General features: G+C 70.4%; 14 protein-coding genes. 7 read left to right on the plus strand and 7 right to left on the minus strand.

The window, feature by feature from the left end; translation table 11 throughout:
• Positions 1 to 158: 158 nt before the first annotated feature.
• The 4 genes from RHM57_RS05855 to add form a co-directional block, all read right to left on the minus strand.
• Positions 159 to 1,625 (minus strand): amidohydrolase family protein, encoded by a 1,467-nt coding sequence (locus RHM57_RS05855; RefSeq protein ID WP_134448921.1) that lies wholly within the window; start codon positions 1,623 to 1,625, stop codon positions 159 to 161.
• Between the two features lie 41 nt (positions 1,626 to 1,666).
• Positions 1,667 to 2,572 carry a factor-independent urate hydroxylase gene (gene pucL, locus RHM57_RS05860; RefSeq protein WP_134448922.1) on the minus strand — a complete coding sequence of 302 codons (906 nt, stop codon included), beginning with the start codon at positions 2,570 to 2,572 and terminating at the stop codon, positions 1,667 to 1,669.
• A 40-nt stretch (positions 2,573 to 2,612) separates the two neighbouring features.
• The gene (gene allB / locus RHM57_RS05865) at positions 2,613 to 4,091 is read right to left on the minus strand and encodes an allantoinase AllB (RefSeq protein ID WP_134448923.1); all 1,479 of its coding nucleotides are present in this window, start codon (positions 4,089 to 4,091) and stop codon (positions 2,613 to 2,615) included.
• 208 nt (positions 4,092 to 4,299) lie between these two features.
• The gene (add, locus tag RHM57_RS05870) at positions 4,300 to 5,328 is read right to left on the minus strand and encodes an adenosine deaminase (RefSeq protein ID WP_322189635.1); all 1,029 of its coding nucleotides are present in this window, start codon (positions 5,326 to 5,328) and stop codon (positions 4,300 to 4,302) included.
• A gap of 239 nt (positions 5,329 to 5,567) precedes the next feature.
• On the opposite strand from add, the gene RHM57_RS05875 reads away from it, so the two are divergent.
• The 5 genes from RHM57_RS05875 (at position 5,568) to RHM57_RS05895 (ending at position 10,007) form a co-directional block, all read left to right on the plus strand.
• Positions 5,568 to 6,668, plus strand: a complete 1,101-nt coding sequence (locus RHM57_RS05875; protein WP_134448925.1) for an ABC transporter substrate-binding protein — start codon at positions 5,568 to 5,570, stop codon at positions 6,666 to 6,668.
• Between the two features lie 104 nt (positions 6,669 to 6,772).
• Positions 6,773 to 7,594 carry an ABC transporter ATP-binding protein gene (locus tag RHM57_RS05880; protein WP_134448926.1) on the plus strand — a complete coding sequence of 274 codons (822 nt, stop codon included), beginning with the start codon at positions 6,773 to 6,775 and terminating at the stop codon, positions 7,592 to 7,594.
• The gene (locus tag RHM57_RS05885) at positions 7,594 to 8,406 is read left to right on the plus strand and encodes an ABC transporter permease (protein ID WP_134448927.1); all 813 of its coding nucleotides are present in this window, start codon (positions 7,594 to 7,596) and stop codon (positions 8,404 to 8,406) included. Before RHM57_RS05880 ends, RHM57_RS05885 begins: the two co-directional genes overlap by 1 nt.
• Positions 8,406 to 9,257, plus strand: coding sequence for an ABC transporter permease (locus tag RHM57_RS05890; RefSeq protein ID WP_322189636.1), 852 nt, complete (start codon positions 8,406 to 8,408; stop codon positions 9,255 to 9,257). The genes RHM57_RS05885 and RHM57_RS05890 overlap by 1 nt, the downstream gene beginning before the upstream one ends.
• Before the next feature lie 63 nt (positions 9,258 to 9,320).
• Complete coding sequence (locus tag RHM57_RS05895; RefSeq protein WP_322189637.1) at positions 9,321 to 10,007, plus strand: class I SAM-dependent methyltransferase; 687 nt, start codon at positions 9,321 to 9,323, stop codon at positions 10,005 to 10,007.
• Positions 10,008 to 10,072: 65 nt separating this feature from the next.
• Here the strand turns inward: RHM57_RS05895 and RHM57_RS05900 are convergent, their stop codons facing one another.
• The 3 genes from RHM57_RS05900 to RHM57_RS05910 form a co-directional block, all read right to left on the minus strand.
• Entirely contained in the window at positions 10,073 to 12,871 is a 2,799-nt protein-coding gene (locus RHM57_RS05900; RefSeq protein ID WP_322189638.1) for a molybdopterin-dependent oxidoreductase, read from the minus strand.
• Positions 12,868 to 13,737 (minus strand): FAD binding domain-containing protein, encoded by an 870-nt coding sequence (locus tag RHM57_RS05905; RefSeq protein WP_322189639.1) that lies wholly within the window; start codon positions 13,735 to 13,737, stop codon positions 12,868 to 12,870. The genes RHM57_RS05900 and RHM57_RS05905 overlap by 4 nt, the downstream gene beginning before the upstream one ends.
• A 112-nt stretch (positions 13,738 to 13,849) precedes the next feature.
• Positions 13,850 to 14,353: a MogA/MoaB family molybdenum cofactor biosynthesis protein gene (locus tag RHM57_RS05910; protein WP_134561260.1), complete on the minus strand. Its 504-nt coding sequence runs from the start codon at positions 14,351 to 14,353 to the stop codon at positions 13,850 to 13,852.
• 79 nt (positions 14,354 to 14,432) lie between these two features.
• Here RHM57_RS05910 and RHM57_RS05915 point away from each other — a divergent pair, with 79 nt between their 5' ends.
• Together RHM57_RS05915 and modA are read left to right on the plus strand one after the other, a co-directional pair.
• The gene (locus RHM57_RS05915; protein WP_134448930.1) at positions 14,433 to 14,837 is read left to right on the plus strand and encodes a TOBE domain-containing protein; all 405 of its coding nucleotides are present in this window, start codon (positions 14,433 to 14,435) and stop codon (positions 14,835 to 14,837) included.
• Positions 14,834 to 15,667: a molybdate ABC transporter substrate-binding protein gene (modA, locus tag RHM57_RS05920; protein ID WP_322189640.1), complete on the plus strand. Its 834-nt coding sequence runs from the start codon at positions 14,834 to 14,836 to the stop codon at positions 15,665 to 15,667. The genes RHM57_RS05915 and modA overlap by 4 nt, the downstream gene beginning before the upstream one ends.
• The last annotated feature ends 7 nt before the right edge of the window (positions 15,668 to 15,674 follow it).

The following is a 15,674-nucleotide window of genomic DNA, read 5'->3' on the forward strand; positions in this document are numbered from 1 at the left end:
GGGGTCGGTGTCCTCACTCGTTCGCACGTGCGGTGATGCGTGCCGAAGTTCGGCCCGCTCATTGCCGCGTTCTCGATCGCGCTCGCGAATGCCCTCGAGAAGGAGCACCCCGAGCCCTGATCGGCGCCGGGAGCTCGGTGCCGCGGGGCGGGGCCGCGCTACTCGGGGGCGAGCACGCGGCGTCCACGCACGAACACTCCCGTGATCGCGGGCTGGCGGAGCGCGAGCAGCAGGGCGAAGAGGGTCTGGTCCGTGGCCATCCGCTCGTCGTCTGCCCGGATGCCACGGTTCAGGACGGTCGCAAGCGGCTCCCAGCGGTCCGGTTCGATGAGCAGGAAGTCGGCGTCCTTGCCCACGTCGAAGTTGCCGAACCTGGCCTCCATGTCGAGGGCGCGGGCGCCGGCAAGGGTGCCGGTGAAGAGCAGCGCGGCGGGGTCGAGCGAGAGACCGGCGTCGCCCGGCTCCGACAGGTGTACCTTGAAGCAGTCGTTGAGCACCCGCGAGACCAGCCACTCGTCGCCGGCGCCGATGTCCGAGCCGATCGCGACGTTCACGCCGAACGAGGTCGTACGCAGCCACGGCATCGTCCCGGAACCGAGGAACTGCTGCGAGGTCGGGCAGTGCGCCACCGAGGTGCCGGTCTCGGCGAGCCTGGCGAGCTCGGCATCCTCGCAGTGCACGGCATGGGCGAGGATGCTGCGCCGACCGAGCAGGCTCGACCCGCCCCGCTTCGACCCCGGCAGGAACAGCCCGTCGTAGGTGTCGAGGTAGGTGTCGACCCCGTACACCGCCTTCACGGCGTCGATCTCGCCGGTGCCGGGCCGGTTGTTCTCGTTGAGGTGCGAGTGGAAGTACACGCCGCGCTCGCGCGCGTCGTCGTAGAGTTCGCCGAGGCCGGCGAGGGTCTTCGGGGTCACCGAGAGGCTGAACCGGGGCACGACCGCGACCTGCAGCAGCGCCGTCGCGGGGTCGCCGGTGTCGACGGCGTGCCAGCGATCGATCTCGGCCCCGATCAGGTCGAGGGCCTCGGCCTCGCCGGTCAGGAGCGCGCCGGCAGGGCCCGACCCGACGGTCTGCACCCCGCGGCCGCTGACCAGGCGGAGCCCGGCGGCCTGGCTCTCGGCGAAAAGTGCATCCTGGGCGTGCGGGAACGCCGACCCGAAGACGAGGGCGCTCGTGGTGCCGGCCGCGACCCGTCGCCGGGTGAAGTCGCGGGCGATGCGCGCCGCGAACTCGGGGTCGCGCAGCCGGGTCTCGGCGGGGAACACGCAGTTGTCGAGCCACTCGAGCAGCTGGCCGCCGCCGTAGGCGTCGGTCGAGTAGGTCTGCGGGTAGTGCAGGTGGGTGTCGACGAAGCCGGGCAGGATGAACCCGCCGCGGTTGTCCGTCACCGGGTGGTCGCGGAACGCGGCCGGAAGAGCGGCGAATGGCCCGACCCAGGCGATTCTGCCGTCCGCACCGGTGACGAGGGCGCCGTCGGGCAGGGAGACGAGGTGCTCCCGGGCGTCGGCGACCACCGGGGATCCCGCGATGTGGAAGACGTGACCGCGATAGACGTGGGCGGTCGGCGCGGGAACGGCCGACGGATCGGGGGAGGCCGCAGACGCCGGCGCGGGGGTGCTCATCACAGCCATCGTACGGGCGGACCCGCAACGAAAATGACCACCTAGACGAGCCCCGTGTACGAGTCCCAGGCGGATCCTGCGTCCGCGGCGTCGTCGTGCAGCACGGTCGCCTGGATCAGCCCGTACGGGCGGTCGGCCGCGTGGTACACCTCGTTGTCGTTGGCCACGCCGAAGGGGGAGAGGTCGTAGAGGAAGTGGTGCTTGTTCGGGGCGGACAGGCGCACCTCGGCGACCACGGGAAAGGCCTCGAGCACGGCCCGGCCCATCTCGTAGAGGGTCTGCTGCAGGGCCAGGGAGTGCACGGTCGCGAACTGGGTGACGAGCACCTGCTTGATGCCGTCGTAGGTGGCCTCCCAGTCGACATCCGTCGTCGAAAAACGCCAGCCGGCCGTGAGCGAGGTCGCCATCACCCGGTCGGAGGTCGGCTGCAGGAGCGTGTACGGATCCTGCATGAAGCCGGCGAACTCGGAGCCCGTCGACTTGAGGATCACGAGGTCCTTGAGCCCGCCGACCACCCAGGTGCGCCGGTCAGCGCCCCTGCCCTCGACCGTGATCGCCGCCGTGCGCACCTCCTGGCCGCGCCGCACCCAGGTGTGGTCGTGCTCACTGCCGTCGATGAGAACCCGTTGCCAGGCGAACTCCTCGATCTCGACCCTGGCGGTGTGCACGGGCTCGACCGTGTCGACGAAGTGGGCGGCGAGGTCGAGGCCGTAGTTCTCGATCGAGAGCAGCCCCTTCTCTTTCGCGAAGGAGTATGCGGTCTGCTTCTGGGTGTCGGTCGGCAGCACGTTCAGCTGGTCGCCCGCGAGGTGCGCACTGGCGAAGTCGCCGCGGAGCGCGGTCGAGACGCTGATGTCGTGGATCTCGTGCCGGGGGGAGTCGCGGTAGATGCGCACAACCCGGTTTTCCGCTTTTCCGTACCGGTTGGGTCCGAGGATGATCGACATCGGGTGGTGCTCCTTCTGGTGGGTGGGGAAGGGTGGGGATTCAGAGCGTGGGGGCCGGGCGCGTGGGGGCCGGGCGCGTGGGGGCCGGGCGCGTGGGCGCCGGGCGGCGGAGCAGGGCGCCCCGGGGAGGGTGTTCCGGGCGGGCGGATGCCGCGGGCGACGTGATCCCGTTACCCGCCCCGGTGTCGTGCACGAGCGCGCCGGCGAGCCAGGTGCCGTGCACCCGTCCCCTGAGCGTCGCGCCGTCGAACGCGCTCACCGGGTTCTTGTGCTGCAGGGCGCCGACGTCGACCGTGAACGACTCCTCCGGCGCGAAGGAGACGAGGTCGGCATCCGCCCCCGGCCGGATGATCCCCTTGCCGGTGAGCCCCGCGAAGCGCGCCGTCGCGGTCGACATCCAGCCGATCACCCGGTCGAGGCCGATCCCGGCCGCGCCGGCGGCCGTCCAGACCGCGGGCAGGCTCAGCTCGAGGCCGGAGATCCCGCCCCAGGCGAGGCCGAAGTCGCCACCGTGGCCGAGCTTGAGCTCCCGGGTCGCTGGCGAGTGGTCGGAGGCGACGAGGTCGATCGTGCCGTCGAGCAGGCCGGCCCAGAGCAGCTCGCGGTTGGCGGCGTCCCGGATCGGCGGGCAGCACTTGAAGGCCGTCGCTCCGTCCGGGATCTGTTCCGCGGCGAAGGACAGGTAGTGCGGGCAGGTCTCGACCGTGATCGGCAGTCCCTCTGCCCGTGCCGCCCGCAGCCGCGGCAGCGCGGCGCCCGCCGAAAGGTGCAGGATGTGCGCGCTCACGCCCGTGCGGCGGACCGCGTCGATCACGCGGTCGATCGCGCTCGCTTCGGCCTGCGGCGGGCGGCTCGCGAGGAAGCCGGCGTAGGAGCGCCCGGTGGCCGGCGGGGCCGCGTCGAGTTCGGCGGGGTCTTCGGCGTGCACGAGCAGCAGGCCGCCGAATGCGGAGATCTCGGCGGCGGCCGCGAGGAGTTCCGCGGAGGAGAGCGCGGGGAACTCCTCGACGCCGGAGGGGGAGAGGAAGGCCTTGAACCCGAATACACCGGCTGAGTGCAGCTCGCGCAGGGTGCCGAGGTTGCCGGGGACCGCCCCGCCCCAGAAGCCGACGTTGACGCTCGCCTGCGGGCCGGCGGCCGCACGCTTGAGGTCGAGGCCGCTGACCGTCGTCGTCGGCGGGATGCTGTTGAGCGGCATGTCGATCACCGTCGTGACCCCGCCGGCCGCGGCGGCGCGGGTGGCGCTCGCGAAGCCCTCCCAGTCCGTGCGACCTGGCTCGTTGACGTGCACGTGGGTGTCGACGAGACCGGGCAGAAGCACGCGCCCGCTCGGCAGGCGGATGTCCGTGGCCGCCCCGTCGGACAGGCCGGAGTCAGCGATCGGCCGGGTCTCGACAGGTTCGTCGATCGGCAGGATCGCGGTGACGATCCCGCCCGTGATCGTCACCGCCCCGCGCACGAAGCCGGCAGGCGTGAGCACGGCGTCCGCCCGGATCACCCGGTCGACTCGTTCGCGCATCTGTCCTCCTGCCTGCTGGAATCTCAGGCCGTGACGCTGGCCAGATGGTCTAGCAAACACCCTGGTGAGGACCGCGGGGTGCCAATCGGGACTCTTGAAACGCGATCGTCACACGCCGGACGGTTGTCCGTAATACGGGCCCCGCCGCGCCTCCCTGGCAGGGTTCTGCGGGACCGGTTTCGCGGGCCGGACCGGCCTCCGGTCCCGGCTAGGCCGGGTTCGCCGCGAGGAAGGCGTCGATCTCGGAGAGGTACCCCTGTCGGTCGGCGTCGGACAACCAGCTCGCCTCGAAGGAGTTCCGGGCCAGCTGGACGAGCTCGTCCCTGCCGATGCCGGCCTGCCGGGCGAATGCCGTATAGGTGTCGGCGACATAAGCCCCGAAGTACGCGGGGTCGTCGGAGTTGAGGGTGACGAGCACGCCGAGGCCGAGCAGCTCGACGATCTCCCTCGCCTTCATGTCCGAGGTCACGAAACTGTTCGAGACCGGGCAGCAGGTCAGGCCGATCCGGCGTTCCCGGACGAGGGCGACGAGCGCCGGGTCCTCGAGGATGTTCGTGCCGTGGTCGATCCGGTCGACCCTGACCTCGCCGAGCACCTGGCGGATGTTCTCGATGCTGCCGACCTGGTCGATGTCGCAGTGCATCGTGAGCCTGAGGCCGGCCTCACGGGCGAGCCGGAAGACCTCGGCGAACTTCGCCGGGGGATTGCCGCGCTCGTCGGAGTCGAGCCCGACGCCGACGATCAGGTCGCGGTAGGGCAGGGCGGCCAGCAGGGTCTCGTGGGCGCTCTCGGCGGATGCGTCACGCAGGAAACAGAGGATCAGCTCGGCGGAGAGACCGTAACCGGCCGCATCCGCTGCAGCACGGTGCAGTCCGGTGATCACGGTCTCGAAGGGCACGCCGCGCGTCGTGTGCGCCTGCGGGTCGAAGAAGGCCTCGACGTGGCGGACCCCGTCTGCGGAGGCGCGACGGAAGTACGCGGTGGCGAGGTCGTAGAAGTCCTGCTCGGTGATCAGCACGTTCATCGCGGGGTAGTACACCGCGAGGAAGCTTGCGAGGGAGTCGAAGGCATAGCTCGCGCGCACCTCCTCGACCGTCGACTGGCCGATATCGACACCGTTGCGCGTGGCGAGGGCGAGTCTGAGGTCGGGTTCGAGGGTGCCTTCGAGGTGCACATGCAGCTCTGCTTTGGGCAATCCGGACACAAACGCGGCAGTAGGCTCAGTAACGGACGGCATCGGGGCTCCTTTTCGGGCGGACGCCGTGACCGTATCACGCGGCAGATGCACTTTTCCTCCCGCGACGGGTACCCAGCATGCTGCAACACGACGGAAACACTGTCGAGGTCGCAGCGTCATCTGCGGGGCCTAAATTCAGGGAACCCGCACGTGTGCCGCACAGCATTACACAGCAGCCGTCTTCCCTGACGGCACCCCCCCAACGGCACCCCACGAGCATCATCGAGAGGAACAGCTTCATGACCCGGACCCAAGGTTTAACAGCACACCGTTCACCGGCAGGGCGTCCCGCCCGTCGCATCCTGCAGGGAATCGCCGCTGCGGCAGCCGTGACCATCGCGCTCACCTCCTGCGCGACGAGTTCCACGCCGGCAGCCTCGGCTTCCGGTGCGCCCGCGTCCTTCGGCACCGCGAGCATCCAGCTGTCCTGGATCAAGAACACCGAGTTCATGGGTGAGTTCCTCGCCGACTCCAACGGCGACTTCACCAAGGCCGGCTTCGATTCCGTCGACCTCATCGCCGGCCCGGCATCCGCTGAAGCCGGCGTCATCTCCGGCACGGTCGACCTCGGCATCGGCAACGCGATCTCCACCGGAACCGTCATCGCGAACGAAGGCGCCCCGATCAAGATCATCGGCGCCACGTACCAGAAGAACCCGTTCTCGATCCTCTCGCTCGCCAAGGTGGGCAACATCAAGACCCTCGCCGACCTCAAGGGCAAGAAGATCGGCGTGCAGGCGAGCAACCAGAGCCTCTGGGACGCGTTCCTCAAGGTCAACAACATCGACCCGACCTCGCTGACCACCGTCCCCGTCGAGTACGACCCGACCCCGCTCTTCAACGGCGAGGTCGACGGCTGGTTCTCCTACCTCACCAACGAGGGCATCGACGCAGACCTCAAGGGCCTCGGCCCGGTCAACCTGCCGCTCGCCGACAACGGGCTCCCGTTCGTAGCGGAGACCTTCACGGCCTCCGACAAGGAGATCTCGGGTGACCGCGCGAAACTCAAGGGCCTCCTGATCGCCGAGATCAAGGGCTGGGCCGCCGCCATCAAGGACCCGGCCGCCTCCGCCAAGCTCACGATCGACAAGTATGGGGCAGACCTCGGCCTCACGATCGAGAAGGAGACGAAGCAGGCCACGATCCAGTCGACCGACCTCATCGTCAGCGACGACACCGTCAAGAACGGCCTCTTCACCATCAGCGATAAGCTGCAGCAGGAGAGCATCAAGACGCTCGCTGCCGCCGGTGTCACCATCACGGCCGACAAGCTCTTCGACATGAGCCTGCTGTCCGAGGTCTACGCGGAGAACCCCGACCTGGTCAACTACGCCAAGTAGGCGGTTCCTCTTCAAGCACGACAGCACCACCAGCAGTACGCAGGCACACCGAAACGAGGCCGCCCCGAAAGCGGCCGACGACGCCCAGTAAAGGAACGCACCCTGTGAGTACGACCGATGCCGGTGTCCAGAGCAACGCTCTGGGCACCGGCCTCCACATTTCCGGGCTCCACAAGGTCTTCACCGTGGGCCGGAAGGAAGTCTCCGCGCTCGAGGACGCGACCCTGCACACCGACAAGGGCAGTTTCCTGTCGCTGCTCGGCCCGTCCGGCTGCGGGAAGTCCACGATCCTGCGCATCCTCGCCGGCCTCGAGGAGCCCACGAGCGGCACCGCTAAGGTCGACGGCAAGACGCCCGCCGAGCTGCGCAGCGGCCACGAACTCGGCATCGCCTTCCAGGACGCCGCGCTGCTGCCCTGGCGCAGCGTGCGCGGCAACATCAAGCTTCCCTTCGAGGTCGCACGGATGCCCGTCGACGAGGACTACGTCTCCGAACTGATCAACCTGGTCGGCCTCAAGGCCTTCGAACACGCCAAACCCGCGCAGCTCTCCGGCGGAATGCGGCAGCGGGTGTCCATCGCCCGGTCGCTCGTGCTGAAGCCCTCCGTTCTGCTGCTCGACGAACCCTTCGGCGCCCTCGACGACATGACCCGCCAACGCCTCAACATCGAACTCCTCAGGATCTGGACCGAGAAGCCCGCGACCACGATGATGGTCACGCACGGCATCTCGGAGGCCATCTTCCTCTCGGACCAGGTCGCGGTGATGAGCCCCCGACCCGGCCGCATCAAGGAGGTCATCGACATCGACCTGCCCCGTCCGCGGCATCCGGACATGATGCGCTCCCACGAATTCCACGCCCTGCACGACCGCGCCTCCGAACTGCTCTTCAGCCCCGACGCCCTCTCCGTGGCGGAGACGGACTGATGCGCGGTCTCGCCTCGTTCCGCACGCTCCCGGCCTGGGCGACCGGGCTGATCGGCGTCGTCGTCGTCATCGTCCTGTGGTGGCTCGGCGCCGCCACGATTTTCCGCGGCATCGGCACCGTACCCGGCGGGGCGATCCCGACACCGGGCGCCGTCGTCGCCCAGCTCGTCTCGGACGGGTGGGCGTTCTACCTGTCCCACGTGTCGATCACCGTGGGTGAGGCGATCGTCGGCTTCCTCTGGGGCAATGCGGCCGCGCTCGTCCTCGCCGGCCTCGTGCTCGTCGTTCCCCGGATCGAGAAGGTCGCGCTGCAGATCGCGGTCATCACGTACTGCATCCCGATCGTCGCGATCGGCCCGATCGCCTACATCGTGATCGGCGCCCCGCGCGGCGGTGAGCTTTCCGGCACCGCGATCTTCCTCGCGGCCATGTCCGTGTTCTTCACGACCGTCGTCGGTTCCCTCGTCGGTCTCAAGGCCGCGACCCCCGCGAGTCTCGACCTCGTCACCGTCTACGGCGGCGGACGGTTCATGCAGCTCCGCAAGGTGCGGCTGATGGCCGGGCTGCCGAGCGTGCTCTCCGCCCTGCAGATCGCGGCCCCCGCCGCGCTGCTCGGCGCGATCCTCGGCGAATACCTCGGCGGCGTCGACCGTGGCCTCGGCATCGCGATGCTCGCGGCCGGGTCCGCGGCGAACGTCGACAGGGTCTGGGGGCTCGCGCTCGTCGCCGGTCTCCTCGCCGGCCTCGGCTACAGCCTCTTCGGACTGATCAGCAAGCTCGCGACACCCTGGCTGACTGGACGGAGCTCCTGATGGCCCTCGAGACCATGTCGGCGGCCCGCCCGCCGAGCGCAGCGAAGGTCGCCCGCGGCCTCGGCGCCGTCATCGGGCGCGCCGCGCTCACCGGCCTGATCACCCTCGTCATCGTCCTCGTCGCCTGGCAGGGCCTGATCCTGCTTCTCGGGGTGTCCCCGTTCATCGCCAAGGGACCCCTTGACGTCTGGAACTGGCTGTTCACCGTTCCGAACGCCGCCGTCAACCGCACGACGATCCTGACCAACCTCACCGTCACCCTCGGGGATGCCTTCCTCGGCTTCGTCGCCGGCCTCGTCGTCGCCCTCGTGCTTGCGATCGCGTTCACGCTCTCCCGCGGTATCGAGAGCGCGCTGATGCCGATCGCGCTGCTGTTGCGCTCGGTGCCTCTCGTCGCCCTCGTGCCGGTGATCAGCCTGATCACCGGGCGCGGACCGAGCCTCGTCGTCGTGATGGGCGCAATCGTGGTGCTGTTCCCCGCGCTCGTGAACATCGCGTTCGGGCTGCGGTCGTCGTCGCCGCAGATCAACGACGTCATCGCGGTCTACGGCGGCAACGCCTTCACGGCGCTCCGCAAGGTCGCGCTGCCGAGCTCGCTGCCGTCGTTCTTCGCGGCCGTCAAGATCTCGATCCCCGGCGCGATCACCGGCGCGCTCCTCGCCGAATGGCTCTCGACCGGACAGGGCCTCGGCTACGGCATCGTGATCGCCGTCGCCCAGGTGAAGAACTACGAGGTGTGGGCATCCGTCGTGGCGATCACGCTTGTGTCGATCGTGCTGTACGGCGTCGCGCAGCTCGTGGAGAACCTCGTGCTGCGCCGGATGGGCATGGAGAGCAGCACCGGGGCCTAGCCTCGCGCTCGGCGGTTGCGACAGCCGTAGTGGGCGCATCGGCGCGGGACTACTGTTCCTGGCATGGAGACGTCACAGAACCGTAAGCCGATGGGCAGTCTCAAGACTCCGACCCCGTTGCTCAAAGCACTGGCCGCCCAGCTCGGGCATCCGAGCGGGTGGCGAGGGCGGCTGGTGGGGCGGATGCTCAACCGACGCAACCGGGGAATCATCCGCGCCGCCGTGGACGCACTCGAGGCCACGCCGGATGCCCGGCTCGCCGATGTCGGTTTCGGCGGCGGTGTCGGGATCGAGCTGCTGCTCGACACGGTCGGACCGGACGGGCACGTCGCCGGAGTCGACCAGTCGGAAACGATGGTCGATGCCGCGCATCGGAGGTTCCGCGACGACCTCACCGCCGGTCGGCTGTCGCTGTTCGAGGCGTCGATGGAGTACCTCCCGCTCGCGGATGCGAGCCTCGACGGGGTGATCACCCTCAACACGTTCTACTTCCTGCCTGACCTCGGCCGGGCGGCGGCCGAGTTCGCGCGCGTGCTCCGGCCCGGCGGCCGTCTCGTGGTGGGCGTTTTCGACCCGGCCGCGATGCAGCGGATGCCCGTGGTCGAGCACGGCTTCCGGGTGCGTCCCACCGAGGAGATCACCTCCGCCCTCGAGGCCGCGGGCCTCGTGCAGACCCGGCATCTCCGTGTCGGACACGGCCCGGACGCGTACCACCTGCTGCTCGCATCGCCTGCCCCCGCCCGCGCGTAGCGAGGGGTACCTTTCCGGTCGAGGGGTACCCGTGCACCGGGCGCTCTCGACCGGAAAGGTGACTCTCAGGGGTGCATCAGACGCCAGATGCGGTCTCGGGACATCGGCAGCTCGTACGGGCGGATGCCGATCGCGTCACGGACCGCGTTCGCGAGCGCAGGAGCGACCGGGTTGTACGGCGACTCGCTCATCGACTTGGCGCCATAGGGGCCGAGGTCGTCACTCGTCTCCGCGAAGTACACCTCGGTGACGGGCAGGTCCGCGAGCAGGGGCACGTGGTAGTTGCGCATCACGCTCGTCGTCACGGTGCCCGCGCCGTCGAGCTGGACTTCTTCGTAGAGCGCCGTGCCGATCGCCTGGGCCACACCGCCCTCGATCTGGCCACGGCACTGCGCCGGGTTCATCACGACGCCGGCATCCGCGGACTGGATCGACTGCAGGATCCGCACCTCGCCGGTGAGGGTGCTCACGGCGACCCGGAAGGCCTGCACGTTGAAGGCGACCGAACGCACGGCGCCCTCCTCGGAGCTCGTGCCGCGGAGAACGGTGCCGGCCGCCGCGCGCGCGGCGAGGTCGGTGAGGGAAACGACGGTGCTGCCGCAGCGGAGGCCGTCGGGCTCGAGGAGCCAGGCGTCGGCGGGGGCGCCGGGGTGGGCATCCGTCGCCGCCTGCCGGAGCACGGCCGCGAGTGCGGTCGCCGCACCCAGCACGGCCTTACCGGCGACGACGATGCCGGCCGAGCCGAACGCGCCGGTGTCGTAGCCGATCGTGTCGGTGTCGGACTGCAGGATGTCGATCCGGTCGGGGCTCGTGCCGAGCGCGGTCGCGGCGAGCTGGGTGTGCACGGTCGTGGTGCCGTTGCCGAACTCGGCGGTCCCGACGCGCACGGCGTAGCGGCCGTCGCTACCCAGAGTGACGGATGCCTGGGCGAAGTGTCCGCGCGGCGGGATCGTCGCGATCATCGCGGTCGCCATGCCCTCGCCGACCCGCCACTCGGGTCCGTCGGGCACGGGAGTGCCATTGCCGCGGGCGAGGGCGGCCTCGGCGAGGTCGAGGCACTGGTCGAGCCCGTAGCTGCCGAAGATCAGGTCCTCGCCCTCGACGTGGGTGACGACGAGCGGGTCGCCCGGACGCACCGAGTTGAGCCGGCGCAGGTCGAAGGGGCTCATGCCGAGGTCGCGGGCGAGGTCGTCGAGCGCCGATTCGACACCGAAGATGACCTGGCCGAGACCGTAACCGCGGAAGGCGCCGGACGGGAGGTTGTTCGTGTAGACGCTGCGGGCATCCACCCGCTTGTTGGGCACGGAGTACAGGCTCACCGACTCGGAGCTGCCGTGGTACATGACGCCGGGCCCGTGGTTGCCATAGGCGCCGGTGTCGCTCAGCAGGTCGAGGGCGAGCGCGGTGAGGCGGCCGTCGTCGGTCGCGCCGAGGGTGACGCCGACCCGCATCGGATGCCGGGTGGGTGCGACCCGGAACTCGTCGGCGCGGCTGAACTCGTACTGCACCGGGCGCCCGGTCGCGAGAACCGCGAGGGTGACGAGGTCCTCGGTGAGGATCTCCTGTTTGCCGCCGAACCCGCCGCCGACGCGGGCGGTGAAGACCCGGACCGCAGCAGGGTCGAGGTCGAAGACGCGGCAGATCTCCCGCTGGACAAGGAACGGCACCTGGGAGCTCGTCCGCAGCACGAGCCGCTGCTCGGGGGTGCCGGCGTGTTCGAGCCAGCCGATCGTGCCGTGGGTCTCGAGGTGGGTGTGGGCGACCCGCTGGGTCTGCCAGGTGCCCGTGACCAGGTGGGTCGCCTCGCCGAGGCCGGCCTCGAGGTCGCCGTACTCGCCGTGCAGCTCGGCCACGAGGTTGCGGGAGGGGTCGGCGACGCGGCTCGCCGCGGCATCCTTCTCGCCGTGCACGAGGGGAGCGCCGGGCTCGGCGGCGAGGGCCGGGTCGAAGACGGCGGGGAGCAGGTCGTACTCGACGTCGATCAGGCGACAGGCGGCCTCGGCGATCGCGACGGTGTCCGCGACGACGGCCGCGACCCGCTGGCCGCGGAACCGGAGCACCCGGTCGAAGACGAGGGTGTCGTCGGGGTCGTCGTTGCGGTCCTCGTGCCGGGCCGTCGAGAACAGGGTCGCGGGGGAGTCGGAGTGGGTGAGCACGGCACGCACTCCGGGCAGGTCGGCGGCTCGCCCGGTGTCGATCGAACGGATGCTGGCATGCGCGTGCGGACTCTGCAGCACGCTCACGTGCAGCAGGCCGGGCACCGCGACGTCGAGCGTGTACGGTTCGAGTCCGCTCACGACCCGCTCGCTCGCCGGGGCGTGCGTGGAGGCGCCGACGTAGCCGCGGGCCGGCGTGGGCGTCGCGCGGGTGCCGGTGCGGACTACGGGACCGAGGCCGTCGGGCGGAAGGGTGCACGGGGCCGAACCGTCGGCCGGGGTGTGCCGCCCGTGGACGGCGTCATCGATCGCCCGGTAGCCCGTGCACCGGCAGATGTTGCCCTTGAGCAGGCGCGGCAGGTCCTCGAGGTCGTGCTCGGTGAGCGTGGACGCGGTCACGACCATGCCCGGGGTGCAGAAGCCGCACTGGAAGCCGGCGTGGTCGACGAAGCGCTGCTGCACGGGCGCGAGGTCACCCGGCGTGCCGAGGCCGGCGGCGGTCGTGATCGCGGTGCCCTCGGCGCGGAAAGCCGGGTAGATGCAGGAGTGCACCGGGGTGCCGTCGACGAGCACCGAACAGGCGCCGCAGTCGCCGGTGTCGCAGCCCTTCTTCACCTCGAAGTGCTCGAGTTCGCGCAGGAAGGTGCGCAGGCACTGCCCGGGCGCTGCCGTGGCGTCGACCCACTGGCCGTTGATCTCGAACCTCACGGGCGGGCCTCGCTTCCGGTCGAGGGAGTCTCTGCCGATATCGCAGCTGGAACGGTTTCCGGGCACTCGAGCTGCTGGCGGATCTCCTCGGCGAGCACGGCGCTGACCGCGGCGCGCCAGTCGGCCGCGCCGTGGGCATCCGTGAACCAGGCGTCGATGCCGTCGACGCCGGCACGGAGCGCGGACGCGGTCGGCAGGGTTGCGTAGCGCAGCTGCACCGGCCGGAGGGTCGCGGCCGTGACGGTGAGGGTGAAACGGCCGTCCCGGTCGAGGCGGCCGATGACGACGGCTCCCGAGCGGCCGATGGGGGAGAGCGCGATCTTGCGGAACGCGGTGCGGGCGCGCAGCGACGCGTCCGGGATGTGGATGGAGCGCAGCACGTCCCCGGTGCGCAACACGGTGGTCATGTCGCCGGTGACGAAGCCGGCGGCGGGAAGGTGCTCGTCGCTCCCGTCGCGGCGCCAGACGAGCACCTCGGCGTCGAGGGCCGCGGCGAGGCTCGTCATCGGGCCGGCGGGGAGGGCGGTAGCGAGGTTGCCGCCGACGGTTGCGACGTTCCAGACCTTGAATGAACCGTAGAGAGCGGTGCAGCATTCGAAGAGCAGCGGATGCGCGGTCCAGCCCGGCCGGGTCGGGAGCGCGGCGAGCTGGGCAAGGGTGCACGTCGCGGCGATCTCGAGGCCCTCAGGGGTCACGGTCAGCGCGGGCCAGCCGAACGACTGCAGGTCGACGAGGCCGGTGAGGTGAACCCTGGGATCGGCGAACAGCTCGGAACCGCCCGCGAGGGGAGCGACCGTTTCGCCGAGCAATCCCAGGTCGGCGCGCTCGCGGGCGGGCGTGATCGTCACAACGGTAGTGAGGTCCATTGCTGCTCCAGTCGTCCCGGGCCGAGTATCCAGTCAACCGCATTTCCGGGTCGGTTTCGTCCACGGTACCCTCCCCATCCGGGGCTGCGCCGCCGGGGTCGTGCAGCGCTCGTCAGTGGTCGCGGCCGTGGAGCTGGTCGATGAGGTGGGGAAGCACGTCGTCGAGCACGGCGAGACCGTCGCGCACGCCGCCGGTCGAGCCGGGCAGGTTCACGACCACGGTCCGGCCGCGGGCGACGCCGACGTATCCGCGGGAGAGCAGGGCGAGCGGGGTGGATGCCGCGCCCCGGCGGCGGAGCTCCTCCGCGAGTCCCGGGATGAGCCGGTCGAGGTGCGGCAGCGTCTGCTCGGGCGTCTCGTCGTGCGGGCTCACGCCCGTGCCGCCGGTCGTGATCACGAGATCGCAGTGCGCGGCGATCGCGGCGGCGAGGGCCTGGCCGACGCGGTCGCCGTCCGGCACGACGTGGAGGGCGTCCACGGTCCAGCCCCTGTCGACGAGCCAGGCGTCGATGACCGGCCCGGTGCGGTCGGGATAGATGCCGGCCGCAGCGCGGGTCGACGCGACGATGATCTGCGCGACGCGCGGCGTCGCATCCGTCGGGGTGTTCGTCGTCATGTCCCCAGTGTGCCGCACGGACAGCCGATCGAAGCAGAACGGGCAGCGAATCCGTAGATGAGGGAATATAGTGCTGCTTATGTCGCAAATACGGATTCGCGAGGCCGCCGGGTTCCTCGGCGTGAGCGACGACACCGTGCGTCGCTGGATCGACAACGAGGTGCTGCCCGCCACGACGGATGCCGCCGGCCGCATGGTCGTCGACGGCGTCGACCTCGCCCGCCTCGCCACCGAACACGCCGCCGTGCCGACCGACCCGTCCGGCACGGCGAGCTCGGCCCGCAACCGGTTCGTCGGACTCGTCACGCGCGTCGTGAGCGACCCGGTGATGTCCCAGGTCGAGCTGCAGTGCGGGCCGCACCGCGTCGTCTCCCTGATGAGCACAGAGGCCGTGCGGGAACTCGGCCTCGTGCCCGGGTCCGTCGCGGTCGCCGTCGTGAAGGCCACCACCGTGATCGTCGAAATCCCCCAGGAGCATTCGTGAGCACTCGCCGTCACCCCGCTCGACGTCACGTTCTTGCCTCGCTTGCCGTCCTGGCCGCCGCCGCGCTGACGACGGCGTGTGCCGGCCCGGCCGGGGCCGGCTTGTCCGCGTCCGCCGCGGCATCCGCTGCGTCGACGGGTGCCGCGAGCCGTGCGCCGGAGACCCTGACCGTCTTCGCTGCGGCCTCCCTGAAGAAGACCTTCACCGAGCTCGCGACCGAGTTCGAGGCCGCGAACCCCGGCGTGACCGTTGCGCTGAACTTCGCCGGTTCTGCCGACCTCGTCACCCAGATCACCGAGGGCGCCCCCGCCGACGTCTTCGCCTCTGCCGACACGAAGAACATGGCCAAGCTCACCGATGCCGGCCTCGTCGCAGACGCCCCGACGGTGTTCGCGACCAACACCCTCGAGATCGCCGTACCGCCGGGCAACCCGGCCGGCGTCACGAGCTTCGCCGACCTCGCGAACCCCGCCACCAAGGTCGTCATCTGCGCCGCCCAGGTGCCCTGCGGTACCGCGACCACCACGATCGAGAAGGCGACCGGCGTGACCCTGATGCCCGTCAGCGAAGAGAACGCCGTCACCGACGTGCTCGGCAAGGTGTCCTCCGGTGAAGCGGATGCCGGCCTCGTCTACGTCACGGACATCGCCGGAGCGGGTACGAGCGTCCTCGGCATCCCGTTTCCCGAATCCGGCTCGGCCGTGAACTCGTATCCGATCGGCGTCGTCGCCACGAGCCCGCACCGCGACCTCGGGACCCTGTTCGCGGACTTCGTGACCGGACCGACCGGGCAGAAGGTGCTCGCGGCCGCCGGCTTCGGCACCCCGTGAGCGTCAC

The sequence above is a fragment of the Cryobacterium sp. 10S3 genome (assembly GCF_034344045.1).
GTDB classification, from domain to species: Bacteria; Actinomycetota; Actinomycetes; order Actinomycetales; family Microbacteriaceae; genus Cryobacterium; species Cryobacterium glucosi.

Excerpts from the sequence above, each read along its gene's own strand:
- RHM57_RS05855 (WP_134448921.1), bottom strand. The coding sequence starts at position 1,625 with ATGAGCACCCCCGCGCCGGCGTCTGCGGCCTCCCCCGATCCGTCGGCC.
- pucL (WP_134448922.1), bottom strand. The coding sequence starts at position 2,572 with ATGTCGATCATCCTCGGACCCAACCGGTACGGAAAAGCGGAAAACCGG.
- allB (WP_134448923.1), bottom strand. The coding sequence starts at position 4,091 with ATGCGCGAACGAGTCGACCGGGTGATCCGGGCGGACGCCGTGCTCACG.
- add (WP_322189635.1), bottom strand. The coding sequence starts at position 5,328 with ATGCCGTCCGTTACTGAGCCTACTGCCGCGTTTGTGTCCGGATTGCCC.
- RHM57_RS05875 (WP_134448925.1), top strand. The coding sequence starts at position 5,568 with ATGACCCGGACCCAAGGTTTAACAGCACACCGTTCACCGGCAGGGCGT.
- RHM57_RS05885 (WP_134448927.1), top strand. The coding sequence starts at position 7,594 with ATGCGCGGTCTCGCCTCGTTCCGCACGCTCCCGGCCTGGGCGACCGGG.
- RHM57_RS05890 (WP_322189636.1), top strand. The coding sequence starts at position 8,406 with ATGGCCCTCGAGACCATGTCGGCGGCCCGCCCGCCGAGCGCAGCGAAG.
- RHM57_RS05895 (WP_322189637.1), top strand. The coding sequence starts at position 9,321 with ATGGAGACGTCACAGAACCGTAAGCCGATGGGCAGTCTCAAGACTCCG.
- RHM57_RS05905 (WP_322189639.1), bottom strand. The coding sequence starts at position 13,737 with ATGGACCTCACTACCGTTGTGACGATCACGCCCGCCCGCGAGCGCGCC.
- RHM57_RS05910 (WP_134561260.1), bottom strand. The coding sequence starts at position 14,353 with ATGACGACGAACACCCCGACGGATGCGACGCCGCGCGTCGCGCAGATC.
- RHM57_RS05915 (WP_134448930.1), top strand. The coding sequence starts at position 14,433 with ATGTCGCAAATACGGATTCGCGAGGCCGCCGGGTTCCTCGGCGTGAGC.